We start from the raw sequence: 25918 nt of genomic DNA on the forward strand, positions 1-25918 counted from the left end.
AAGGGATGAAGCCGTATGCTTTCATTTGATATGGAACAGCTGAAACAACAATTCGAGGAGGTGTTCACCGCATCAGCGGACCGGTCGTTCTTCGCACCGGGTCGCATCAACTTGATCGGTGAGCACACCGACTATAACGGAGGGCACGTCTTCCCATGTGCGATCACGTTTGGGACGTATGGACTCGTGAAGAAGCGGGAGGACGATTTGATTCGTGTCTACTCACGCAACTTTGAGGACGTCGGCATCGTGTCGTTCCCGGTGACGGACGAAACATACGAGGCGAGCCACGACTGGGCGAACTACGTGAAAGGTGTCGTCACGCTCCTTCGACAAGACGGGCACGACATCCACGGGTTCGACTTCCTTCTCGCGGGCAATATCCCGAACGGGGCGGGTCTCTCGTCATCGGCCTCCCTCGAACTCGTGACGGCGTTCATGTTGAATGAAGTGTACGGTCTCGGTCTCGAACGGCTTGACCTCGTCCGACTCGGACAACGTGTTGAGAACACGTTCATCGGCGTCAACAGCGGTATCATGGATCAGTTTGCGATTGGGATGGGCAAAGCCGGGCAGGCGATGCTCCTCGATTGTGAGACGCTCCATCATGACTACGCACCAATCTCCCTCGACGGATACGACATCGTCATCATGAATACGAATAAACGACGTGAGCTCGCCGACTCGAAATATAACGAGCGTCGACGTGAATGCGACACGGCGCTCGGGTTGATTCAACCAAAATTCGACGTGGCGTCACTCGGGCAGTTGTCGATGGAGGCGTTCGAACAAGTCGCAATCGACTTGCCGGAGACGCTCCGCAAACGGGCACGTCACGCTGTCTCGGAGAACGAGCGGACGAAACTTGCCTATACCACTTTACAAGAAGGACGACTCGAGACGTTCGGTCAGTTGATGAACGCGTCACACGCGTCGCTTCGGGACGATTATGAAGTGACGGGGCTTGAACTCGACACGCTCGTCGCGGCCGCGCAAGGCTGTGACGGTGTCATCGGTGCCCGCATGACAGGGGCAGGATTCGGTGGCTGTGCCATCGCCATCGTCCGACAAACGAATACTGGCGCGATGATCGAACAGACGTCTGCGAAATATGAAGAGACGATCGGTTACGCGCCGACTTGTTACGTCGCCTCGGTCGGGGACGGCGTCCGAGAACTCGTAGAGGAGGAAGTGAAATGAGTGTACTTGTCGTCGGCGGTGCCGGCTATATCGGATCGCACGCCGTCCGTGCCTTATTGAAAGACGGGGAAGACGTCGTCATCCTCGACAATCTTCAGACGGGACACGTCGAGTCGATCCCGCAAGACGTCCGTTTTTATGAAGGGGACTTACGTGACCGTTCGTTTGTGAAAGAGGTATTCGCAAAAGAAATAATCACGGACGTTCTTCATTTCGCTGCGAACTCGCTCGTCGGTGAATCGATGACAGACCCGCTCGCTTACTATGACAACAACGTCTTCGGGACACAGGTGCTTCTCGAGACGATGCGGGACGCGGGGGTGAAGCGGATCGTCTTCTCCTCGACGGCCGCGACATACGGTGACCAGACCGTTATGCCAATCGATGAGACGGCGCTGACGAATCCGACGAACACATACGGGGCGACGAAGCTTGCGATGGAGTCGATGATTCGCTGGTGTGACCAAGCACACGGTATCCGCTCGGTCGCGCTCCGTTACTTCAACGTCGCTGGCGCAATCGCGACCGGTGAGATTGGGGAGGACCACGACCCGGAGACACACCTCATCCCGATCGTCCTTCAAGTGGCGAACGGACAGCGTGATGCGATCACCGTATTCGGTGATGATTATGCGACAGAAGACGGTACGTGTATCCGCGACTACATCCACGTCCAAGACCTCGTCGACGCGCATCTTCTCGCACTCCGTTATTTACGGGAAGACGGACCGAGCGACGTGTTCAACCTCGGGACGGCGAACGGACTATCCGTGCTTGAAATCGTTGAAGCGGCACGTCGAGTGACGGGGCATGACATCCCGGTCCGACTCGGCGAACGCCGCGCCGGCGACCCGGCGAAGTTGATCGCTTCGTCCGAGAAGGCTCGCCGCGTCCTCGGTTGGACACCGACCCGCTCAAATGTCGAGACGATTTTGACGGACGCGTGGAACTGGCATGCGAGCCATCCGTTCGGTTATCAGGCGAAAGAGGTGAGACGATGATCGATGTGACGATTGAGGCGCTCGTCGAGGCGGCGATTCGTGCAGAATTGATTGACGAGCAGGACCGGATTTATTCACGGAACCGTGTGCTCGCCACGCTTCATAAACTCGACATGGATGTCCCGGCGTCTGTACCGTCGATGGCAATCCCGGACGCGTTAGAGAAGTTGGTCGCGTATGCGATCGAACAGGAGTTGATTGAACCGATACTTGAAGAAAAGGACCGCTTTATGGCTGAAGTGATGAACGTCTTCGTCTCGAAACCGTCCGAGGTGACGCATCGCTTCAATGAACTTCGTGCGACGGACGTGACGGCGGCGACGAGTTTCTTCTATAAAATGAGTCAAGCGTCAAACTATATCCAGACACGGCGGATCGCGAACAACATCACATATCAAGCACCGACCCGCTATGGCACGCTCGATATCACGATCAACTTGTCAAAACCGGAGAAGGACCCGCGTGAGATTGCACTCGCCCGAACGCAGCCGACCCCAACGTCGAACTATCCGAAAGGATTGCTCGCAATCGAGAACGAAGGCTACGGCGGACACTTGAAACACCCGGCGCGTGCGAACCATCGCGTCATCCCGCTCACGCTTGGCGGACAGCCATGGTCGTTCCAATATTCACCGTACCTCTACTACAACGAGCACTCGATTTTGTTGTCGAACGAGGTGCGAGACATGGTCATCGACCGAGGCGCGTTCGAGCGTCTGCTCGACTTCATCACACAGTTCCCGCACTATTTCGCCGGGTCGAACGCGGACTTGCCGATCGTCGGCGGTTCGATTTTGACGCACGACCATTATCAGGCCGGCCGCTACCGGTTTGCGATGGACGATGCGCGTGTCGTCTCGACGTATCGCTCGGAGCGCTATGACCAGGTCGAGATTGAGACACTCTACTGGCCACTCTCGGTCGTTCGTCTCCGTTCCCGTCAAAAGGAGCAGCTCGTCATGTTGGCGAATCAGTTGCTCGGCTATTGGCGCGACTATGAGGACGAATCGAGTGAAGTTATCCCATATACGGACGGCGTCCCGCATAACACGGTCACTCCGATCGCGAGACGACGGGACGGGCGCTATGAGCTCGACCTCGTGCTTCGGAACAACCGGACGAGCGACGCACATCCGGACGGGATCTTCCACCCCCATGCTGACGTGCATCACATCAAGCGTGAGAATATCGGCTTGATTGAAGTGATGGGACTCGCTGTCTTACCGGCGCGCCTGAAGAGGGAACTCGAACAAGTCGTCCGTTATGTGGCGGGTGAAGATGTCGAAGTTGAAGCGATGCACGAGGAATGGGCCGATACGTTACGGAAGAAATCGGGCGACCCGAAAACAATCGTCGACCAGGCCGTCGTCGACAAGTTTGTGAAAGGACTCGAAGATGCCGGTGTCTTCAAACAGACGGAGACGGGGCAGGAACGGTTTGATGTGTTCGTCCGTTCGCTCCTGAGTCATGTCGATAAAGTGGAGTACGGAACACCAAGGTCGGGAATGAGAGAGAAAACGAACTAAAGGTGGTTGTACGAGTGAAACAAGCGACGATTCAAAACACCAACGGCATGAAACTATCCGCCATCGACTATAGTTGTGCGATGATGGAACTGACGGCCCCAGACCGAGACGGCAATCTCGACTCGGTCATCTTGAAATATGGGGACGTCTCTCAATACTTAGAAAACCCGGTCTATCTCGGATCGGTCGTCGGACGGATTGCCGGACGGATCCGTGACGCGGAAATCGATGGCGTCGCCTTGACCCCAAGCGAGGCGCCCCATCATATCCATGGAGGCGACAAAGGCATCACGGCCCGTCACTGGGAGATGGATGCCGACGAGCAGTGTATCCAGTTCACGTATATGAGTCCGGACGGGGAAGAAGGATATCCCGGAAACGTCTTCTTCAAAGTGTTATATGAACTGACAGATGACAATGAACTGATTGTCACGATGACGGCGGAAACGGACCAACTGACGTGGGTCAACCTGAACCATCATAACTACTTCAATCTCGGGGGACGCCCGACCATCTACGACCATGAGCTGACGCTACCAGCGGATTCGGTCGGGGTGCTCGATGCGGAATCGCTGCCGACAGGGGAGTTGCGGGATGTGAGCGGAAGTCCGTTTGATTTCCGGGACGGGAAAGCGGTTCGAGAAGCGCTCGAGTCAGGAGATGAGGCCATTGTAAAAGCCGGTGGGCTCGATCATCCGTTTATCTTGAAGGACGGGGAGACGAGGCTACATGACCCGGTGAGCGGACGGACGATGACGGTCGAGACGAATCAACCCGTCATGGTCGTCTATACGGGTAACTTCCTCAGTGAAGAGACACCGGTAACGCTTGACGGCCGACAAAAATATAGCGCGATTTGTCTCGAGGCACAGGCGTTCCCAGACGCCCCGAATCATCCAGACATCGCGACCTCGATCGAACTGAAGCCGGGTGAGTTGTATCATTCGCGGACGGTGTATCGGTTTGGGGTGGAGTGAAAAAAAGAAGCAACGGATGACGAATTACTCGTCATCCGTTGCTTCTTTTTTCGGATTATTAGAGTCCGTTTATTGGATACGCATATGCAATGAATCGCTCAGAGGAATCACCAATCATACTAAATGGATAACAGGTCGATACTAACAGAACTTCCTGGCCCATTTTTCCAACAATCGTCGTATCGTGTTCTGATACGATTTTCGTATGTTTAATTTCGTAAGAGAATTCTCCGTAAGGCATGTTAATGATAAAACGATCACCAATCTTCAACTGGTCAAAATTACGGAAAACGGTGTCGCGATGCCCCGCTAAAATGATTTGCTCCCCCTGACCAGGGTATACGGTTTCTTGCATATGACCGACACCTTTGTGTAAAGCGTCGCTGTCTGCGCCTTCCACAATACCGAGTGTTTCGTTCAATTTTGGAATGGTGAGCGTTCCAAAAGTACTTAAATATTCAGCGTCGAACTTTTCTGTTTCTTGCTGTTTTGTAGCAGAATTTTTACTTTCTTTTTGAACGGTTTCGATATAACGTACTGCTTCATCTAAAGATTCTTTTTGAACAAGTTCTTGAGCGGATAATTGATAGAAGAAGTACCCCACTAACAATAAACCAATAATCATACATATACTTCCGATTTTATTAATCAACGTATACCTCCGAATTAAGGAAAGACTGACGTGGTCATCAATTTTGAGAATTAGCTTTCTTTTCATTGATTTCGTTGCTGTCCAAATCGAAATAACAGTTGTATTGAAAATCGTACTCTACTATTTAGTTTTTATATGCTGGATTATTGGGGATGAAATTCTTCGCAATAGGCGATATATCCTGATAAATAATGTTCGACATCATCGATACGTGTACGAAACGAATGGTGGCGAATAAAAAAGCTACCTGTAATTCGTTTTGGATTTTTATAATACATCGCCAGTTCAGGATAAAAGAATCCGTTGCGTTGATATTCGGCTCGTGTGTGAATTGTCTCAATCAAATACTCTTCGTCAAAATCATTTAATAGGTGTGCGAAGTTAGTTTGTTTCAAGCGTTGTACCATCTTATACGTGGCTACCGTCAATTCTAAGAAAGTGGGATATGTTGTGATTCGGTGATAAATGAAATGTAATTTACCTTTTGCATTATCAAGACCGAATTGAAAATACTTTTCTAAAGGACGATACATGGTCAACTCGTTTGTGCAGTAACTAAGCCAATGATCGTGATTTTTCCAATATTGTTCTTGTATGAAATAATCAAAAGCCTTCTCGACTGCTTGCAACCATAGCTCATTTTTTTGTATGCGATACAGTCGCATGAGTGCAAATGCGGCTTCGCCATCATAATATACAATCCTGAAACGTTCTTTCACTTTCATAGAAGGATAGTGAAGGACGTGAGTAAAGCTCCCATTTTCATGTTGTAAACGTAAAATGCCATTCGCCAGCTGAACACTGATCTGAAGATATGTGGAATCTTGGAACACGTCCATATACTTTGTGAAAGCTAAAATCGCGGCAGCGTTAGCTCCTAATTTAATTTCTTGGTTTCCATCAAGACCATCGATTATATAGGCGATGTCGTTTGTGTCATCCACATATAACGCGTTATTGATTAAAAAAATTAAGCCATTTTCGATTGTTTTTTTTGCTTCTAGCGTGGGATTAAATTCATAAGCTTCAATCATTGAAAATAACGTACTGGCATGGCGAAGCATATTGTAGAATTTAATTTCTTTGTCAAAACAGGAGAAATATCCGTATGTGAATTGGCCACTCTCTTTACTCAAACTTGTTAAATAGTTTTGACCGGAGTCAACAAGGTAACACACTTCCTTTCGATTTAACGGTGTGTCTCTTCTTCCGTGATTGAACTCATCATAATGGAGAGAGAAAAACTGTTTTCCATCAAAGAAGTATCCTTTCGTTGAAAATAAGTAGAGTTCACTAATTTTATTAAAATCAATAGGGTTCATATCTGGACGATGCATGGTGATGTAAGTTTGAATGTTTGCTTCATGAAGATATCCTCTTTTATTTTCAGGAGAAATTTGAATCATCGCGTTCCCGTTCAATTCTTGTTCTAAGAAAGCTTGACTCAATGTCTTGTCAAAGCTTAAACCGAACCTAAAATAATTTTTCTTCGTGCGTGTAATTAATTCGATAAAAGAAAGAATATCAATCGAACGTTTTTCAGTCACTACATCAATTTTTATATTCATTGGAAAAGTGTCGATCAATTCTTTTGCTTTTCGCTCTAATGATTTTAGCGCCTGATTGATTCCGATTGCACTGACATGCACGACAGTTGCGCGCTTATCTTCAAATCCAAATGTAGCAAAGAGATGGACAGTTTTACTTTTGGAATATAGATCGTAGTCAGTAGTTGATTTGAATTGTTGAGACATATCAGCAAGCATTGATTGCATTTCGGTAGACTGCATCGATTTCATCATATTCATCACCCCGCAACATTCATTATGAAAAATAAGGAACAAGCAAATGATTCACTTGTTCCTTTATTACAATTATTGATCCAACGGCTTCTTACGTCTGAACAACTTCATGACAAAACCAAGTAGTAATGCGCTTAATCCAGTAGCGCCAAGTGACCATGCATTTGTTGCCGTATTCGGAAGCGTGATTCCCTCTACATCGCTCGATCCCCCGTTTGAATGACCATTATCACTGCCATTACCACCGCTACTACCTAATACGTATGTGAAAGTAGGGTCAGATTCATTGCCGGCTTCATCCGTTGCAGTGACACGTAATTGATCTCCTGCATTTAATATGACGTTATCAGGAACCTCAATTGTGTAATTCCCGTAGGCATCCGCGATTCCCATAGCCATCGTTCCATCTAGGAAAGTTACGGTTACCGTTGATCCAGGTTCAGCTGTACCAGTGATATACATGTCTCCGACTGTGACTGGATTAACAGTTGGTGAATCTGGGGCGATTATATCGTCCGCATCAGCATCAGCATCAGCATCAGCATCGGCATCAGCATCGGCATCAGCATCGGCATCGGCATCGGCATCGGCGTCGGCATCGGCATCGGCATCGGCATCGGCATCGGCATCAGCGTCCGCATCGGCGTCGGCATCAGCATCGGCGTCGGCGTCCGCGTCAGCATCGGCATCCGCGTCGGCATCCGCGTCAGCATCGGCATCCGCGTCGGCATCTGCATCAGCGTCGGCATCAGCGTCGGCATCAGCGTCCGCGTCAGCATCGGCATCAGCATCGGCATCAGCGTCCGCATCGGCATCAGCATCGGCATCGGCGTCGGCATCAGCATCGGCATCAGCGTCAGCATCGGCATCGGCGTCGGCATCAGCGTCAGCATCGGCGTCAGCATCGGCGTCGGCATCGGCGTCAGCGTCCGCATCGGCGTCAGCATCGGCATCGGCGTCAGCATCAGCATCCGCGTCAGCATCGGCGTCAGCATCGGCATCCGCATCTGCATCTGCGTCAGCGTCGGCATCAGCGTCGGCGTCAGCATCTGCGTCAGCATCAGCATCAGCGTCAGCATCCGCGTCAGCGTCAGCATCGGCATCGGCGTCAGCATCCGCGTCAGCATCGGCATCCGCATCAGCGTCGGCATCGGCGTCAGCGTCAGCGTCGGCATCGGCGTCGGCATCGGCATCAGCATCGGCGTCAGCATCGGCATCGGCGTCAGCATCAGCATCCGCGTCAGCATCGGCATCGGCGTCAGCATCAGCATCCGCGTCAGCATCCGCGTCAGCATCCGCGTCAGCATCCGCGTCAGCATCCGCATCGGCGTCAGCATCAGCATCGGCATCGGCATCAGCGTCAGCGTCAGCGTCTGAATCGTCACCTTCATCAAATGTGATGACGTCGCTACTTACCAAACTGCTGAGCAATACGGCGTCAATCACTGAATCCTGAATGCCTGCACCATAAACGGTGACATCACCATTGATTCCTGATGGTTGATCGACTAGAACATCGGCATCGACAGTAGTCTGACCAAGTACCTGTAGACCCGCTAACTCGTTGCTGAGAGTTACCGTGTCCGTTGTGAGTTCGGTTTGTAAGTTATTAATAGATAATGTTGAGGCTGCAATTAATGGATCGACAATTGGATCGATTACTAAAGTAGTTAAAAGAGATTGTAACAGTGGGAGATCACTCAATAATACGACTTCAATATTATTTACGGCAGTTAGCGCATCGCTCAAGGCGGATTGAACTACATCAATCACTGCGGTTTCGACGTGATTGCCGAGACCATCAGAGAAATCAATAACGATTGAACCGTCAGGATTTATTGTTACGGGGATTGAATCATTGTACTGTGTGAGGTTAGCTAGGGCTGTATCTAAATTATTTAAGTTGTCGAGCGCTGCATTCAATTCAGTAAGACCATTTACTTGAACCAATCCATCGATTGGCTGTCCGCTAATTGCTGCATCAAGAGTTGTCGTTAAACCGGTAACCAAGTCTGTAAGAGTACCTGTCACAGTGTCAATATCCGTTTCAAGACTCGGAACATCTGAAAGCGTAATCGGTAAAATCTCCACACTTACATCGGCTGGGCCGTTCTCGGATAATAAACCTGCTAGCTCTGGAGCGTAAAAGACTGCAACTCGATCAGGGTTTACGATTTCGACATCCGCTAAACCGGTTCCCTGTAAATTTAAGTTTAAGTTGTAATGATCTGGGTCAGCAGGTAAATCTGTCAAGGTGGCGTTTACATTAACATCTGTTAGTAACTGAACTTCAGCTAGCGATGCTGCTTCAACTTGATAATGTGGATTAATAAGTAAGTTCCCTAAAGGAACATTTGGTGAAGTATTAAGTACAAGAGATGAGGCGATGGCAACTGTAGCAAGGGCTTTCTTTTTCCTACGCATATTCCAATTGTTACTTTTCTTCAATCTCGCTTTATAGTCAAAATTCTTCAACTATATTCTCCTCCTTCAACCAAGTAATCATTGCGACCGTAATTTACCTTTTTGAAATAACCTCCTAAAAAGTATTTTTAATATCCCTTATACATCCATTTAATAAATATATAGGTGTATAATCTGGATATTTAATTCACATTTTAGACAAAAATAATATATAATACAATCAAAATAACCATAAAATTCTTATTTTGATAATTGAATTCCATTTATTATATGGATATAAAATACCAATAAAACTTTTAAATTAGGGGGTTATTAACTTGAAAGGCATTAATATGTCGGAAATCAAACGGATTGTTCAAGGAGAATTCTATATTCCCATAAAAAATAATTTGGTGATTAATGATTTTGAAATAAATCCCTCTTTTTTGGAAGAGGTAAGTAGTAAACACACTGCGTTTATTTCAATATCGAAGTCCATATGGGATTTAAGAATGGGTAAAAAGACTAGTTGGGTGGATGGGAATCGGAGTATTTTATCGCATTGGGAAAAATGCGCCCTTATTATTACGGAAACACCTATTGTTGAATTAAAAAATAAAGTACCTCAATTGATCGTCAAAGACAGTTATGAAGCTGTTTTTCAATTGGCCCGGGTCGCTAGAGAGAAGATGAATCGTCCTGTCATTGCGATTACAGGTTCCGTTGGAAAAAGTTCAACTCGATTGATGATTGAACAGATGATTGGGGAAACACATGATTTATTGGCAACTAGAGGGAATAATAATACTCAAATGGGTGTCGTGTTGCATGGCGCTAAACTAGCGAGGCAACCAGATGTTGGAGTGTTAGAAATTTCTTTAAATGCGCTAAATAATAGGGGGAATCAATCGCTATTGATTCGTCCGGATGTAGCCATGATTACTTCAATTGGTGAAGCACATTTATCTACTCTAAATACGAAAGAGAACATTGCGCGTTTCAAGAGTAGAATCATCGACGGTCTAACGGATGACGGATTGGTCGTACTGAATCAAGACATCGATCCTCCGATTTTGCAGTTGCTCATGAATAAAGCGAATCAAAAAACGAAGCGAATTGTTACGTACAGTATGAATAATCCATCCGCAACACTTTATGTGGCAAGAAAAGAAATCTATAAAGACCATACAAAGATAGAGTTTTGGTACAACCAGAAAATCTATCAATTTTCGCTAGAAATATCGAGCGATGGAATGATTGCCAATGCACTCGGAGCCATTCTTTGCTTAGTAGAGTTAGGTTTTTCAATGGCGCATATTTTACCGAGATTGCATGAATTTCGTTCTTTACCACGCGTGATGGAACAAAAAGAAATCCATACAAAAGATCTCCGTCACGTTTCCATATTGGACGATTCACATAATGCCTCGGTACCAGCAATGATCAATGCGATTCAAACATTTAAAGAGAAAAAGAAGTATTATCACGGTAAAAAAATCCTTGTACTTGGCCAAATTGCAGATTTGGGAGAGCGTTCGCAATCACTCCATGATTCTCTGATTGATTCTATTTTAGAAGCGCAGCCTGATCTTATTTTCGGACATGGATTGTATATGAGAAATGTCATCAAACAAATGCCAGCTGAGATTGTCGGAGGCTGGTTTATGAATGCTGATGATTTAGCAAAACGAATTCCCTATTATTGTTCACATGATAGTTTCATTATGCTAAAGGGTTCGGTTTCAGGAAGCGATTTTCGAGAAGTTAGTCATCTCCTACCCAAATATCTAAAAAGATCGAATCATTCATTAAACGATTTTTCTCCTCATAATTTAGCGAATCATCTACATCCACATTGGGGAGCTGAAATTTATCACTTGCAACATCAACAATCTGTTTTACGTAACGGTATGTCGAATGCTAGTAATTTAGAAGGGTTAGGTCATATTTTATTGCTCCTGTTAGTTTTGAAAAAAGGGGTGGATCTGAATCGAGCGGTCGTTTTGAAAAAGTGGCCCACAAATCAAGCACGCATCAACACGAAAAGAGTATTTGAAACCGGGGAGACGTTCACAATACGGGAGTTAATTGCTGAACTCATATCAACACAACATCCGAGTGCGACTTATCAATTGGCAGATTCAGTATTCAATGGCGTGAATCAAGCGTTAACTGAAATTCAAAACTATGCAAGGGAACTACAGTTAAACGAACAAGCTGTATTGAATTTAACTGGACGTTATCGAGTGAAGGAACAACAGTCTTACACCTTAGAGGACTTAATTAAAATTGGTGTAGAGTTGGATCAAATTCATCCTATCAACAGGGAAGAGCTATACATCCCTCAAATCTCTAAAACCTCTATTTTTCTAATTTTTGGACACGTTAAACGCACGTTGATTCAAATCGAAAATCGAATGTTATTCGTGCAGATTGGCGAAGAAATCGAGGAACAGAGAGTATGACTATCAAATGATTCTAATCCTGAGTAGGTGATGTGATTTCGTTACATTTCCGAGATTGAGCCACGTATTCCTCAATTATTTAGTTGTTTGGGTCATATTAATAAAGGAGGAAGATTCTTGACACAAAAAGAAATGGACCAAATCAATCGTGAAATTGAAAAAGAACTGTTAGAAACAGAAAAGGACTTGCGATTGAGTGAAGCTGAAAGTGAAATCCGCTCAGTTAAACAATCAATCTTTGACTGGCTAATGATTATGATTTTGATAATCATTATTTGTTCGAACATTGCTTTGTTTTACTATCGTGCTTTGTGAGAGCGAAAGGAAATCTCTTTCGCTTTTTTTGCATACGAAAAGGACCGATTGTTGAATCGGTCCCGTTGCATCAAACAGCATAATCCCCATTGTATTGAACAAGAGAAACATCTCGCACTTCCTCGATGTCATTCAATCGGTTCATAAAGGCCGTGTTGTCGATTTTCAATCGGACTTCAGCCGTCAGTTCGACGACGTCTTTCCGTACAATCTTCGACTTGAGCGTGTAGTCGAGTTGTTGAAGCTCCCGTCGTACTTCATCGTTCCCGTCCTCATAGTAATGGATGACAAGAAGATAAAGCGTATCTGTATGTTTTTTGCGAGCGAGGCTGACGATGACGGCTCCGATGACGGCGGCACCGAACAGGGTCAAGAAGTAGAGCCCGGCACCACTTGAAATACCGGCAGCGATCGCCCAAAACATGAACACGACGTCGAGCGGATCTTTGATCGCCGTCCGGAAGCGGACGATACTGAGCGCCCCGACCATCCCGAGCGAGAGGACGACATTCGTCGAAATCGTCATGATGACAAGCGACGTGATCATCGTCATGACGAGCAGTGTCGCATTGAAGCTCGGGCTATACAGGACGCCGCGATAGGTCGTCTTATAGATGAAATAGATGAAACTCCCCGCTAAGAAAGCCGTGAGCAGTCCGAGCATGACGTCGATGATTGACAAGTTGCCAAAGCTGAACTCGTTTAAAAAGCTGTTTTTGATAATGTCGTTAAAGTTTACGGTTGTGTCCATAGGCTCTCACTTTCTAAAATCCATGATATTGAATGCTCGCCATCCGGCAGTGCACATATTTTGAGATGGCGGAACGTTGATGGGTATGAAGTTGTAACACTTGCCGGATATAGTCCGGTAAAAACTCGTCATATTTCACTTCGAGAATCGTCTTCGGATAATCGAGCACTTCTTCGGAGACCGGGTTTGGTTCGAACAGGTCGACACTGTTCGTGACGAAACTGAGTTCTTTGTCAAACGTGACCCGGACGTTACCGAGACTGCCGACATACGCCTCACGTACGTAATCGACGATGACACGAGGGCGCATGATTGTACCCGTGAGATACGAATAAAACTCATGGTAGAGCGGTTCGGTCTTCTCGAGCAAGAAGTCATACTCCCAATCTAAAATCTGTTCGTATTCCTCGCGCGTGATAGCGACAGACGACTTGAGAATGTATTCACCTTGACGGCTCTTCTTCTCGAGTCGAATGACGGCATCCGAATAGTTATACGTGCGGATGCGGAACTTTTTCCGGCGGAAGATGCCGCTGTTTTTTTGAATCAAGTCGTGGTCGTAGACGTTGTCGAAGTAGAGACTCCGGATCAAGTAGCCGTCACGAGAGACGGAATGCTCATCTTGTTTCAAAATCGTGGCGATGCGCTCGCGAAGCGTATGATAGTCTTGCTCGTTGATAAAGTATTTTAATTCATGTCGGAATCGTTTCATGATGCTTCTCCTGGTATGACGATTTGTTGGATGCCCCAATGAAGCTTCCGGTCATTGTCGCGGTAGTAGTCGAACGGGATTTGCGTGTTGCCCGACTCATCCTTGACGGTGACGCGCCAATAGTAGCGACCTGGCGCGAGCGCCGGCATCGAATAAGAGAACGTCGTCATGTTCGCTTTTTCTTTGAGTAAAGTCGCGAAGTCGGGCGAGGTGCTCAATTCGAAGTGATACGTCAGTTCCTCGTTCTGGAGATCGTACGACGCATCCCAGCGGAACACATCTTGTTTTCCATCTCGACTGTACTGTAGGAAAATCGGCATCGGATTTTCGAGCGACCGTTCAAAGTCTGTCGCATATTTCGCCGTGATGTCTTCTAATCTCCGATAATTTGCTTCATAAGAAGACGCCTCGATCTTCATGAAACGTAAATCCGGTTCGCTCGTCACGAGTGGTGAGACGACGGGGTAAAATCCATCAATCAACTGTTTCGTTCTAGTCGGATTAATTGTCTCTTGAAGTTCCGTCATCTTCGCTTGGAGCGACTTGACGTTCTCCGGGTCTTTTAAGTAACGACGATGGAGGAGCGTTCCCCAGTAGCGCTGAATCCCTTGTTGCCAACTCGGCATGGCGTCGGTACGTTCCGTATCCCGGCCGAGTGCCTTGTCGAAGTCCCACGGCATGAAATACCACTTCTCCGAGTTGAGCGGACTATATAGATAATAGTTCGTCGACATCGTGTCGTAGTTCCCGAACAAGATATTCGTCCCGAGCCAAGTCAGGTAGTTGTCTTCATCAAAGTATTTGTCGAACACTTGATCGAACGGTTTTGACAAGTCGTTCAAGTCGTCGAGCATCGTCAACAGTTCGTCATGATTGTCAGACCCGTTGATCTTCAATACCGATTCGAAGGCTTTTTTGTCATAGTTCGGGTCTTCGGTCGGCAAGAGTTTGTCGGGATAACGGAAGAACTCGAAGTTCTCGGCTTTATACAAATGGCCGTCCGGGTTGAGCCCGCGTGCGGCGAGTGCTTCTTCGTTCAATTGTTCGACGTGGGTGTAGAGCCCGTAATCTTCGAACGTATCGGCTTTCTCGGGGTTGGTCATATCCCGGACGTGTAGCTGCACAAAGTTCGTGCGTAGACTAGAGATATCGTCTAACTGTTCATAGTACGCGAACGCGAGTCGGTTCCGGACGCGTGTACGGTCGTCGGCATGTTTGTTCAAGTTGAGGACGCTTTGACCGTACCAAAGACCCGCGTTGTCTTGAAGGCGAATCTTGTAAGATTTTTGCGGTTCGAGACGGCTCGACCGCCCTCGCAGTTGAATCGTCGCATTCACTTCCTGCTCATCGAACAGTTGGATGCCGTCCGGTCCTTTCGCGTCTCCAGTTTCAAAATGCACATATAGCTTCGGACCGCTCTCGAGGTTGCTGTACTGTTTGTACGACTCGTTCAAGTCATATAACGTCAAGTCATTCTCAGGAACGGTACGTTGGTCGAAAATGGTGACATACACATGCTCGAGCTTGTTCCCGTCATGCTTGTCATAGACACGCTTATCTTCTTTGAATGTTGATTCGAGTGTGGCGACCTCGTTCGTCGTCTCTGCACGTTCCGTCGATGTCGCGCCTGATTCAGGTGCTTTTAATAAAGCTTGTATTCCCAACAAGAGGAAGAAGAGAATGATGAGGCCAATCATCACTCTCGGGTAAGGCAAACGCTTCATACATATAAACTCCTTCTAAGACAGACTTCCGATGCGCCGTAAGAACATCTCCGTTTTTGTCGTCACTTCTTGATAGACGATCGGCTGCGAGCAGAACGTCGTATAGTCGATATCGTTTAAGCTCCGGATGAGTAATCGTGCTCCCCACATGAACGCGAGAATGGCAGAAAGGAACATGCCGACGCCGTATAAATCAAACAACAAGACGAGGGCGAGCGTCACGAGGAAACTTGTGACCGCATAGAATCCTGTCAGCTGGATGGCGGCGCGACGCTCGTCGAAGTACAGTAGAATCAAGAAAATCGTGATGACGAGACTCAAGAACCAGCTGCCGAGTACGACGATGATAAAGATGTCGATCTGATTTTGCGTCATGCCGAGGAACGGCAATAGACGGACACCGAGGAACAAGAAGATGAACGTGACGAGCATCTGAACTTGGGCCATGAATAAAAGCTCCGAACCGAGGACACGGAACATCTCACGCTTGGCGGTCTGGATGTCTTGGAACGGATACCCGTTTAGGATCCGACCGTAATATTTTTTATAAGACGTATAAAACGTCGTCTCGAGCGTCACCATGAACAAGACGAGCGAGGGAAGGACGCTCAAGTAGGCGTAGAAGACCGGCGTGTCGTAATACGGCGCCATCAAGTATGTCTCCCCGACGATGATCGCTCGGTCACTGAACCAGGTGGCGAGGTTATGTCCATACAAACCGAAGTAGTAGGCCGTTCCGATCAAGAAAAGGAGCGGATACTTCTCGAGATATACTAAAAAGTAAAAGTAGTTGCGGTTATTCACTTGGAAATAATGATGGATGTCGCGAAACAATCGGATCAAAATGACGAAGAAGCCGAGATTTAGTCCGATGAACACCGAGGTCGCCGTCGGATGACCGAGCGGGGACGTCAACAACCAAATGAAGAATGCCGCGACCAACGTCCCGAGGACATAACTCGTGACGATTTTTTTATAGTCTTTTAAGGCGGACACGTACATCGATAAAATCCAGATGACAGATAGCTGTGTGAAATAGAGATACGTCACGAGTTTATAGCTGAACGGGAGAGGAGACCTCATATAAAACAACACAGAGATGACCAGACCAATCACGACGATCAGACTGATGAGTCCGTATAGCGAGGACAAAACGTTTTCCTCTTTTTCTAAGAAGGTCTGGTCCGCCACGAACCGTGAGATCGTAAATAAAAATCCACCCGTCAATAGCTGCGAGAAGATGAACGTGTACTGTACGGCCGCCATATAGATGTTCACTTCACTCGCGCCGACGTTCAAGTAGAGCAACCATTCACGCGATGCGGTGATCAGCAGAATGGAGAGAAACATCGGACCGACCGCCGTGATGGCCGAATAGCCGTACGCACGGAGCTGCCCGAAAAATCCTGATTTGTCATACAGTCGTTTCAATTGAAATCCGATTCCGGCCATGACGTTCTCCTTTCTCATAATAAGTACGATATGCGTCAATCATCATTGGTAAGGTGTAGTGATTCGTGACGCGTGCCCGTCCATTCTCCCCATACGTCTGTCGTACATCAGGCTGTTCGACCAATTTGATGATCTCATGCGCCAACAGATGAAAATGCATGACGGGGACGACGCTACCGGCTTTGCCGAAGCGGTCGTTCGGACCTTCTAGCAGTTCACGGCAAGCCCCGACGTCGGTAGAGACGAACGGGATTTCCATGGCGAGCCCTTCGAGGATGACGAGCGGTTGTCCCTCACTGATGCTCGAGAGGACGAGGATGTCTAAAAAGGATAAGTAGTCTTGGACGGTGGCTGGACCCGTGAAATAAACATGTTGGAGCCCGAGCATGTCGACGAGCTCGAGACATTCCTCGTAATACTCTTCGTCTTCATCCAACGGTCCGATGAGATAAAACTGGGATTCCGCGAATTTCTCCTGAACGATGGCGAACGCTTGGAGCATCGTCTTGACGTCTTTGATCGGGACGACCCGAAGGATGGCACCAATGTGTACGCCGGGACGTGTCGTCCGGCTTTCAGGTGAGAAGCGAGACACATCGATGCCGTTCGGGACGAGGAACGTCTTCTCCGGCGGGCAACCGAGCTCCAGTTGAATCTCTCGGTTCCCTTCGAACAACGTGCTGACGTCATCGGCGTAGCCGTAAGCGCAGTAGGAGAGACTATAGAAATAATCGATCCATACATCTTTAAAGTAGCCTTTGATCCAGGAGGCTTTGATGATCTCTTCTTCACGTTCCCGTGTATAAATCCCGTGCTCCGTTAAGAGTAACGGCTTGCCGTATTGATATTTTGCGAGGGCGCCGAGTACGCCCGCATAGCCGGTCGAAACGCTATGATAGACATCCGCTTCCGGTACTTTGTGATCGATACAGACGAACAACGGTAACAGCATCGAGCGGAGCGCCCAAAACATATCGGTGAACGGTACTTGGACGAACCGCTTCTCGCAAAGCGTGCTGACAATATCGAAGAAATCTTTACTGCCAAGGAAGTTCATGACCGAATCGATGCGACCGCTCGTGAAGAATTGGAACAACACGTCCCAGTCCGTCTGACGCTCCGACATGAGGGACAGGAAGGCGAGACGTTCCGCGTCCGTCAGATTGTATCGTTTTCCGCTGACAATCTTCTGATCTACATAATCACCGAGGTGAATCTCATGCAGTTCAACCAAGTTTTCAGGAATTGGATATTTCGGTTTACTTCCTTTCACTTCTTTTGCCGAGATGGAGTAAACGATGAACTCATGCTCAGGCATCTCGGTGATGAGCGACTGAATCCAGCTCGATACACCACCCGTCACGTGAGGATATGCGCCTTCTGAAATCAAGCAAATCTTCATCATTTCGCCTCCAATCGGATTGAGAAGGATAATGCTTCGGTTTTGACGAGATATAAGTCAGGACCGATTCGTTCGACTTCGCACTGGTCTACCTCTTCAATCTCTCGTGAAGACTGAAGATAAAAGTACGTCGCACCAGCTGCTTCGTCCAACGTGTAGGTATACAGGTTTTCTGACTGGCTTACATACACGTGACCTTCAAAAAAGTGATGGTTTCGTGCGACATCCGATGCTTTCATCGAGCGAATCCACGGGACATCGTGACGTTGTTCATCTAAGACAGATTGAAAGGCTGTGACCAACGCCTCGCCTTCTGTTTGTGACGTGATGCTTTGAGGGGAGAGCGTCATCGAGACACTCCCACTTGTCACGAGCTCGTTGAAAAGCGTCCAAGATGTCCAGTCCGGGTCTGAAAAGTCGAGCGGGGCCGATGGCAGTTGTACGACCGCTTCCGTTTTTATTGGAAAACTGACCGTCCCAATCTCTGTCGTATGATCATCAAACACGCCTTGAGCTGTCTCTCCATCAGTCAGATAAGACGATTTAATGGTGAGACCGGGTAACGCGTAATCAAACTGTGTTTTCGTTGCGCGAATCTCTTCGGAGGAGGAACCTGAGACGGCGATTTCTCCGCCGGATCGTAGTGTCTCTCGTCCATAAAGGGCTAAGTCTTCCGAATATGCAGAGGTTGCCGGTGTCGGATTCAACGAAGGACTCGTCGTGGCGAGGACATAGTTCAACCCGTATTTGGCGCCGAGGCGTTGTACGTCGGCCCAAAACACGTTCCGGAAGTAGTCACGGTCGGTCATCGATTTAGTGACAAGGCGTTCGTTCGAGGCTAAAAATGGGAAACCTTGAAGCGTCGTGACTTCTGCATTCAAGATCGGTCGCAGCACCGGTTCCCCTTGGGCGAGACCGACAAATAGAAGCGCCTGCTGATTGAATTCGGAGAGCATCGTGCCATTGAATACGATGAATCGGCCTGCCCCGTATGTTTTTGACCACAGTAAAGGCAAGTCTTGTGAAGACGTGGCGAGTAAGTTGGCCTCTGGGTCAACTCGTAAGGCGAGTGACGAGTTCAATAGACGTTCTGACTCGAATGACTTGGCGGCATCCTCTTCGAAAAACGGAGAGTTCAATCGAATGCCGGTCGTCTCGACAAATGATCCGATTTCGATGATGCCGATTTGGCGATACATCTCCATCAGTCGATCACTCGGCGACGGGCGTGTCGCAAACAAGACGGTCCCGCCCTTTTCGACGTAATCGAGAAGAATGTTTCGGTCTTTTAAACGGTCGAGATGTTCCGTCGCGATGATGACCGTCTTCTCATCCGTCAAAGACGTCAATTGTTCAATGTCCATGAGAGTGCTTTGTTTACCAATCGAACGAAAACGTTCCTGGAGACGCTCCGCAAGCTGTTCATCATTCGTACTGCTCAATATTAAATTGGAATCGAGCATCCCATCTGCACGAGAGACGGATTGTGATTGGATTGATGTCGGATTACTCTCTGAGAACAGTGGGAACTTTAAGACAACATCTGAACGAATCAGGATGAAGATGAAGCCGAAAAGCGCGATAAAGCCACCGATTAAATACATCCCTTTTTGAATCTTAAATGTATGTTTCATAAAAAATCCCCTATATCCAAAATCGTAATTGTTGAAGTCCCTCTGGAGAGAGACGAATGTCGGATGCACGAAGCGCATCGACCATATGATGCACTTGTTTGACGTTCTTCATCACATAATGAACGTGCATCGCCTCGAAGTAGGCTTGTTCACGACGTGGATACTGTCTTAAAAAGAGCTCGCTCGCTGCAAGCGCCTGGTCATACTCTTCTAGAGAAAGCGCCACCCGGATTCGTTCGGCATGGTAGTCGGGATTGATCATCCCTCCCAGTTCAATCAAGGTGGTTAACGCATGTAAGTAAGAGTACGTATATTTCACTTGTGTGCGTCGATCTAAAAATTCCATATCAATCATCTGCTTCAAAATGTTCAAGTAGTCGATCATGACACTTAAGTCGTTCGGGCGTTCTGCTAGCTCTCGTTCCACGTGTCGAAGCTGTTTGGATAACAATGATTTTGCCTGTTGCAGCGCGGTTGCCGCATAATGCGACGTCTCGTTATCCTCACTCTTGAGCGCTGCTGCGAGAAGCGGGGCTTGCTGAAGAAAGTCATTTTTTAATACGTTCATCAGCGTCTTCCGCTTCACTTGGTTGGAGTTGAGGATGAGCGCATCCTGTAGGGAAATCATATTCGTTTCGTTCATCAAGTCCGGTCGTTGAAGCGACACATCGTCATACGTCTCTTTTCGAAGTAACCAATCTGGCAGTTCGGCATCTCTATGCTTCGAGCGTTGCAAATAATAGAGGATCCCCCAACTGAAAAAGGGGAGCGCCAACAACAAGAAGAAGCTTGGCATGACGTCTTCGCGTCGCTTCACGAACAAAAGAAGCAAGACGAGTAAAGACACGCCATAATGAACCAGCAAAAGGTTAATCCACATAGGTGACGTCCTCCACGACTTCGGCACGAATCGCCTTACGTGCGAGACGTTCGATAACGATTTGCGACTCTTCTTTCGTCGCGTTCGACAGGATGGCATACAATTGATCATCCGTTCGGAAACCTAAATAGTCGGTCGTCCGTAGCGTCGTATCCGTGCTCTGAATGACGGATTCACTGTTATCTTCTGCGATGAGCAGGAGGGTATACGGGATATTTAATTCCTGTTGTGCCTGTTCTTTTTGAGTGAGGATGCGCTCAAAGTACTCTTGTTTCAATGCGTTCGTGTTGCCGACGTAGCGATCAGATTGAATCGCATGAATGTACCCGAGCGAGCGATCGAGTGAAGAGTTGATGAGACGAATCATGACATCAATCAAATTGCGGTAAGACAAGGTCAAATTCTGGAATGGTACTTCGTAACATAGGACAACGGCCACTACTTCTCCTTGACGAATGAGCGGGGCACCAAATAAAGGCTCACCAGGTGTTAGCGATGTATTGAAAACAATATCGGAAGAAGTGACCACTTCATGAATCACCGTCTGTTCTACGATTTCTAACGAGTTACGTGGTGCGAAAGTGGAATCAGCCGATTTTGCTGCGAGTCGGGCGAAAGATGACTGATTGACCATGTAAATCGCAAAATGTTTCGCTTTCAACGTTTTCTCCAAAACAGAAATCGATCCGACGAACAGCCCTTCCGGTTCCAAACTGTCGAGAGCGCGCGTCGCCTCGTACACACTTCCGATACTCTCTTCTGAGTGAAGAATCTGTTGCTGTAACTGATTTTTGATGGTGAGCGTTTCTTCATAGATTTCGCTCAAGAATGTATGCCGCTCGGTCGTTGCGGCCAACTCATCTTTTAAAAATTGAATTTCAATGTTTCGACGTTCCATCACATAGCTGACGACAAGTCCAATCAATAAGTACATCGTAAATGTGGCCAAAATCGAGTTGTCGACAAAGAGAGACAAGACGTTTCGACCAATCGAGGCACTCTCGTAGAGATGAACCCCGACAGCAAGCAGGGAAGCGATGAGTGATTGGGACTTACCGAACAACAGTGCTGCTAAGAGGACATAAATGAACCAATAGTCCTGCGTATCCACAATCGGTGTCAGTAAAAGAGAGCCGATGAAGAACAGGAAGAACAAGGTGAGGTTCTCTAGCGTTCGTAGAACCGGGTGGCTGAGTATATTCTTAAATCGACGTTCTTTTGGGATCGGATGAGGCGATGAGGATGACGATTGTTGTGCATAATAACTTTTCGTTACGTGCAGCCCTTCTTCCAAACCGAATCGAGGCACCCAGTCCAAATCTGTCTTCAATTTACGGTTGTCGAGGATGGGCTGGTGTTTCGGTACATGTTGATTCCCAAGTGGTGGTTGGATTCCTAGATGCGCGCAGACTGATTCAATCGAAGTCGATTCACCCGAAGATAGATGATACAGTCCGGATAACTCACTGATGACGCCTCGATATACGGCTTCCACCACATCTCCGATAAAGATGAAATCAGTTTGACTGTCATGCGACAAAGGAGGTCGGAGATGTTCCGGATCGGTCGTCGACACGAGGTCGTGGATCCATCGACTCTTGTGACTGACGTGTTGCTTCGGTCCATACACGGACGACAAACGGAAAACTAATGTAGAGAGTGTAGAGTGAGTGCCCCAGTGCAGGCAGTATTCCTCGCCGTGTCGCTCATTTAATGCAGAAGGCGAGCGTAGAACGGGAGAGGCTGTCTCAGGTATATCTGTATCGACATCGAATTCAAATCCATCACTTGATGAAAAGGAGACAAACTGTTTGACTCCATATTTTTCAGATAAAGACAACAGGTTGAATAAACCATCTGTCGTTGGGTGTGAGTACTCTTCGGTTGAACTGTTCGCACAATGGATGACGACATCAAACGCATATGTTTTGAAAAATGTCTCACACTTACGGTCGGCCACGTCTGCCGATAAGTGGCGATGCTTGAAGTCGATTGTATCTTTTGAGCCGGATATTAGATTGTCGAGAATATGTATACGATGCCCTTCTTTGAAGAACCGCTCGGCAATCGAACTGCCTAAAAAACCATAGCCTCCTGTAATGAGAATATTCATCGGCGATCTCCTTCGCAAAAAAATTTTATAGTAAAAATAAAAATATGTATGAAATATTATAATATAAGGTCATTTCGATTTACCTAAATTCAAACGACTTCCCCTTTTATTTTGTCGTTTTTAGTCGAAAAATTTATGTTTCATAAAGGATGCGACATAATGCGACAAAAGATATATGTGAATAGTAAAAAGTTCCAACCGATTGATGGATAACGGTTGGAGCTTTTTACCTATAAATATTTTTCTTGGATGTCACGCTTCCTTGTGACTTTTGCCGGTGTACCGAACGCGATGACTTGGCTCGGTAGACTCGAAACAACGGTTGCGCCGGCACCGACAACGGTATCGGACCCGATGTGAATATTATGGATGACTGTCGCGCCCATCCCGATGAAAGAACGTTCGCCAAGACGAACATTGCCACCAAGATGAGCACCAGGTGAAACGGATGAAAATGGAGCGAGGTGACAATCATGGTCGACAGAAGACATCGTGTTGACGACGCTGTGTGCCTCGAGTCGCGTGTTCGGGTTGACGACACTTCCTGCCATCACGGCGACACCTGGACCAATGGTTACGTTTTTGCCGATGATGGCGCTAGGGTGAACGGCAGAGATGAATTCAAAGTCTGGCATTTGTTCTCGTATTCGATTTGCAATCAGTGCGCGTTGATCATTGTCTCCAATTCCGATGATTCCTTTTCGGATAGCCGTGTTTGAACCGATGACCCCGAGGATTGGATATCCATAAATCATTTTCCCTACTAAATGTGGACTATCGTCATAAATGCCTGCAATTCGATACATTCCTGTCAGTTCCAATATATCAATCAATACTTGCGCGTGACCACCTGCACCAAAAATCACAATCCAATCCATTTTGGAAGTCACCCCTTTTGCCGAAAAATGTCGAAATGATTTGTCTGTAATGACACTATTGCCGAATCTCTTGATTTCAAACAAAACGGAAAAGAATTTGCGAGTATGGTTTCAGAATGCCACCTTGGAAGACGTATGTCGTTTCAAAAAGATGCTATTCTTTTCTGTTTCATTGTTTATGGCGATGGCTAATTTCAAATGGTAGTGAATTTGTTAAAGGGGGTTAGGACGATGTCTTTGGCGTTCATGTATATTACGAATCAACCAGAAGTTGCACAGTTAGCTGAACAAAACGGAGTCGATCTCATCTTTGTGGATTTAGAATTGAACGGGAAAGAGGAACGACAGGGACATCTCGACACGGTCATTTCAAGACATTCGATGCACGATGTCAGTCGCATCCGTTCCGTCTTGAAACATGCCGCGCTGCTCGTCCGCATCAATCCGATTCATGCAGGGTCACGTTTCGAAATAAACGAAGCGATTTTTCGTGGTGCGGACATGTTGATGTTGCCATATTATAAAACGGTAGCTGAAGTGGCGACATTTATCGACATGGTCGAGGGGCGTGTCAAAGTTTCTCTTCTTTGTGAGACGAGAGAAGCGGTCGCGTGCATGCCGGACGTATTACGTTTACAAGGAATCGATTCGATTCATATCGGACTGAACGATCTTCATTTGAGTTATGGTCAAGCATTTCTATTTGAACCGCTCACGAATGGACTCGTCGAAACAATTGTCACGCAAATCCGTGAAGCTGGTATTCCGTATGGCTTCGGTGGGATTGCCCGGATTGGGGAGGGGCGAGTGCCTGCCGAGCGAATCATTCCGGAACATGTCCGCCTCGGTTCGTCGTGTGTCATTTTGTCTCGGAGTTTCTGTCATATCGGAAATGCGACAAAAGTGTCGTCACAGCAGGCTCAATCGTTCCAAGAAGGGGTATGGAGAATTAGGGCATATGAGCAACAACTCGAAACGATGCCTGTAGAATGGCTTGAACAAAATCGTCTACGGCTCGTCGACGAGGTTCAAGCCATCACATTAGAAATACAACAACAGAAAGGAATGTTGTCATGAACGTATGGGTGACAGGGATGCGTCTATCCCTCGACCAACAAGGACGACTTGAACAGTTAGGCCACAACGTCACCGTTCTTGAAAAAGAGTCAGACATTCAAGAACGAGATGTATCTGAAGTGGAGGTGCTCGTCTGCCAAAACGTGTTTGCTAATCGGGCGCTTGAAGATTTTCCACGATTGAAGGTCGTTCAAGCAGTGAGTGCCGGTCTTGACCGTTTACCTGTTCAAGCCTTAAAAGAAAGAGACATCCGCGTCTATAACGCCGGCGATACATATGCCGTGCCGATGGCGGAATGGGTCGTCTGGCAATTGCTCGACTTTATGAAGCATGGGGCTGCATTTCGGGAGAAGCAACAAAACCGACAATGGGAAAAAGAACGGCGACTGCTTGAACTGACGGGCAAGACGGTTACGTTACTTGGGGTCGGCAACGTCAGTGAGGCAATCGCCAAACGACTGCGCGCATTTGATATGCATCTGATTGGTGTCGGGCACCGTGAAAAAGACGTACCGTTTGTCGATCGCTACGTGTTGTTGGACGAACTCCATGACGTGTTGAAAGAGAGTGATGTCGTCATTTTGGCGTTACCGCTCAAGGACGAGACGTATCATCTCATCGATCGGGATGCGCTTGCGGCGATGAAAGAGGATGCGATCCTCATCAATGTAGCGCGCGGGGCGATTATCGACGAGGAGGCACTCGTCGAGACGCTCCAAGAAGGAAAATTCTTCGGCGTCGCGCTCGACGTGTTCGAAACGGAGCCGATTCAACCGAGTCATCCGTTGTATGAGTTTGCGTGGGTGAGTCTCACGCCACACAACTCCTACGTATCGGATCAGGTAAACAACCGACTCTTCCAAAACGTGCTCGCGAATCTACAGAATGAACAACCATCTACCATGTGACGACGGACAGACCGAAACTTTCGGTCTGTTTTTTGTTGTGCCGCTT

The 25918-nt window shown here is 47.5% G+C and carries 20 protein-coding genes; 8 read left to right on the forward strand and 12 right to left on the reverse strand.

The features are described 5' to 3' along the window. The first annotated feature begins 15 nt into the window (after window positions 1–15). The 4 genes from ACQKD4_RS02050 to ACQKD4_RS02065 are packed head-to-tail and all read left to right on the forward strand — an operon-like array spanning window position 16 to window position 4704. Entirely contained in the window at window positions 16–1200 is a 1185-nt protein-coding gene (locus ACQKD4_RS02050) for a galactokinase (protein ID WP_427372305.1), read from the forward strand. Then, entirely contained in the window at window positions 1197–2201 is a 1005-nt protein-coding gene (gene galE, locus ACQKD4_RS02055; protein WP_427372306.1) for a UDP-glucose 4-epimerase GalE, read from the forward strand. The genes ACQKD4_RS02050 and galE overlap by 4 nt, the downstream gene beginning before the upstream one ends. Continuing rightward, window positions 2198–3727, forward strand: coding sequence for a UDP-glucose--hexose-1-phosphate uridylyltransferase (locus ACQKD4_RS02060; protein WP_427372307.1), 1530 nt, complete (start codon window positions 2198–2200; stop codon window positions 3725–3727). Before galE ends, ACQKD4_RS02060 begins: the two co-directional genes overlap by 4 nt. A 14-nt stretch (window positions 3728–3741) precedes the next feature. Beyond that, on the forward strand, window positions 3742–4704 hold the full coding sequence (locus tag ACQKD4_RS02065) for an aldose epimerase family protein (protein WP_427372308.1): 963 nt from the start codon (window positions 3742–3744) through the stop codon (window positions 4702–4704). Window positions 4705–4762: 58 nt separating this feature from the next. Here the strand turns inward: ACQKD4_RS02065 and ACQKD4_RS02070 are convergent, their stop codons facing one another. The 3 genes from ACQKD4_RS02070 to ACQKD4_RS02080 all read right to left on the reverse strand — a co-directional run bounded on the left by ACQKD4_RS02070 (window position 4763) and on the right by ACQKD4_RS02080 (window position 9582). Next, a complete protein-coding gene (locus ACQKD4_RS02070) occupies window positions 4763–5329 on the reverse strand; it encodes a class D sortase (RefSeq protein ID WP_427372309.1) in 567 nt (188 codons plus the stop codon). A 170-nt stretch (window positions 5330–5499) separates the two neighbouring features. Next, window positions 5500–7155 carry a hypothetical protein gene (locus ACQKD4_RS02075; RefSeq protein ID WP_427372310.1) on the reverse strand — a complete coding sequence of 552 codons (1656 nt, stop codon included), beginning with the start codon at window positions 7153–7155 and terminating at the stop codon, window positions 5500–5502. Between the two features lie 75 nt (window positions 7156–7230). Then, window positions 7231–9582: an adhesive domain-containing protein gene (locus ACQKD4_RS02080; protein ID WP_427373258.1), complete on the reverse strand. Its 2352-nt coding sequence runs from the start codon at window positions 9580–9582 to the stop codon at window positions 7231–7233. Between the two features lie 317 nt (window positions 9583–9899). Here ACQKD4_RS02080 and ACQKD4_RS02085 point away from each other — a divergent pair, with 317 nt between their 5' ends. Beyond that, window positions 9900–12026: a Mur ligase family protein gene (locus ACQKD4_RS02085; RefSeq protein WP_427372311.1), complete on the forward strand. Its 2127-nt coding sequence runs from the start codon at window positions 9900–9902 to the stop codon at window positions 12024–12026. A 117-nt stretch (window positions 12027–12143) separates the two neighbouring features. Next, window positions 12144–12341, forward strand: coding sequence for a hypothetical protein (locus tag ACQKD4_RS02090; protein WP_427372312.1), 198 nt, complete (start codon window positions 12144–12146; stop codon window positions 12339–12341). Window positions 12342–12411: 70 nt separating this feature from the next. Here the strand turns inward: ACQKD4_RS02090 and ACQKD4_RS02095 are convergent, their stop codons facing one another. The 9 genes from ACQKD4_RS02095 to ACQKD4_RS02135 all read right to left on the reverse strand — a co-directional run bounded on the left by ACQKD4_RS02095 (window position 12412) and on the right by ACQKD4_RS02135 (window position 23887). Beyond that, window positions 12412–13092: a DUF4956 domain-containing protein gene (locus ACQKD4_RS02095; RefSeq protein WP_214793289.1), complete on the reverse strand. Its 681-nt coding sequence runs from the start codon at window positions 13090–13092 to the stop codon at window positions 12412–12414. Between the two features lie 13 nt (window positions 13093–13105). After that, complete coding sequence (locus ACQKD4_RS02100) at window positions 13106–13804, reverse strand: polyphosphate polymerase domain-containing protein (protein ID WP_214874817.1); 699 nt, start codon at window positions 13802–13804, stop codon at window positions 13106–13108. Beyond that, a complete protein-coding gene (locus ACQKD4_RS02105; RefSeq protein WP_427372313.1) occupies window positions 13801–15528 on the reverse strand; it encodes a CotH kinase family protein in 1728 nt (575 codons plus the stop codon). Before ACQKD4_RS02105 ends, ACQKD4_RS02100 begins: the two co-directional genes overlap by 4 nt. A gap of 15 nt (window positions 15529–15543) precedes the next feature. Then, window positions 15544–16980 carry an exopolysaccharide Pel transporter PelG gene (gene pelG, locus ACQKD4_RS02110; protein WP_427372314.1) on the reverse strand — a complete coding sequence of 479 codons (1437 nt, stop codon included), beginning with the start codon at window positions 16978–16980 and terminating at the stop codon, window positions 15544–15546. Next, window positions 16943–18382, reverse strand: a complete 1440-nt coding sequence (pelF, locus tag ACQKD4_RS02115; protein WP_427372315.1) for a GT4 family glycosyltransferase PelF — start codon at window positions 18380–18382, stop codon at window positions 16943–16945. Before pelF ends, pelG begins: the two co-directional genes overlap by 38 nt. Further along, window positions 18382–20016, reverse strand: a complete 1635-nt coding sequence (locus ACQKD4_RS02120) for a DUF2194 domain-containing protein (RefSeq protein WP_427372316.1) — start codon at window positions 20014–20016, stop codon at window positions 18382–18384. The genes pelF and ACQKD4_RS02120 overlap by 1 nt, the downstream gene beginning before the upstream one ends. A 10-nt stretch (window positions 20017–20026) precedes the next feature. Further along, the gene (locus ACQKD4_RS02125) at window positions 20027–20896 is read right to left on the reverse strand and encodes a hypothetical protein (protein ID WP_427372317.1); all 870 of its coding nucleotides are present in this window, start codon (window positions 20894–20896) and stop codon (window positions 20027–20029) included. Beyond that, a complete protein-coding gene (locus ACQKD4_RS02130; RefSeq protein ID WP_427372318.1) occupies window positions 20886–23009 on the reverse strand; it encodes an NAD-dependent epimerase/dehydratase family protein in 2124 nt (707 codons plus the stop codon). Before ACQKD4_RS02130 ends, ACQKD4_RS02125 begins: the two co-directional genes overlap by 11 nt. A 230-nt stretch (window positions 23010–23239) precedes the next feature. Next, the gene (locus ACQKD4_RS02135; protein ID WP_427372319.1) at window positions 23240–23887 is read right to left on the reverse strand and encodes an acetyltransferase; all 648 of its coding nucleotides are present in this window, start codon (window positions 23885–23887) and stop codon (window positions 23240–23242) included. Window positions 23888–24118: 231 nt separating this feature from the next. Here ACQKD4_RS02135 and ACQKD4_RS02140 point away from each other — a divergent pair, with 231 nt between their 5' ends. Then, entirely contained in the window at window positions 24119–24964 is an 846-nt protein-coding gene (locus ACQKD4_RS02140) for an aldolase/citrate lyase family protein (RefSeq protein WP_427372320.1), read from the forward strand. Beyond that, window positions 24961–25872 carry an NAD(P)-dependent oxidoreductase gene (locus ACQKD4_RS02145; protein WP_427372321.1) on the forward strand — a complete coding sequence of 304 codons (912 nt, stop codon included), beginning with the start codon at window positions 24961–24963 and terminating at the stop codon, window positions 25870–25872. The genes ACQKD4_RS02140 and ACQKD4_RS02145 overlap by 4 nt, the downstream gene beginning before the upstream one ends. Window positions 25873–25918 lie beyond the last annotated feature (46 nt).

The organism is Exiguobacterium sp. NPDC077395 (genome assembly GCF_050269125.1).
GTDB classification, from domain to species: Bacteria; Bacillota; Bacilli; order Exiguobacteriales; family Exiguobacteriaceae; genus Exiguobacterium; species Exiguobacterium aestuarii_A.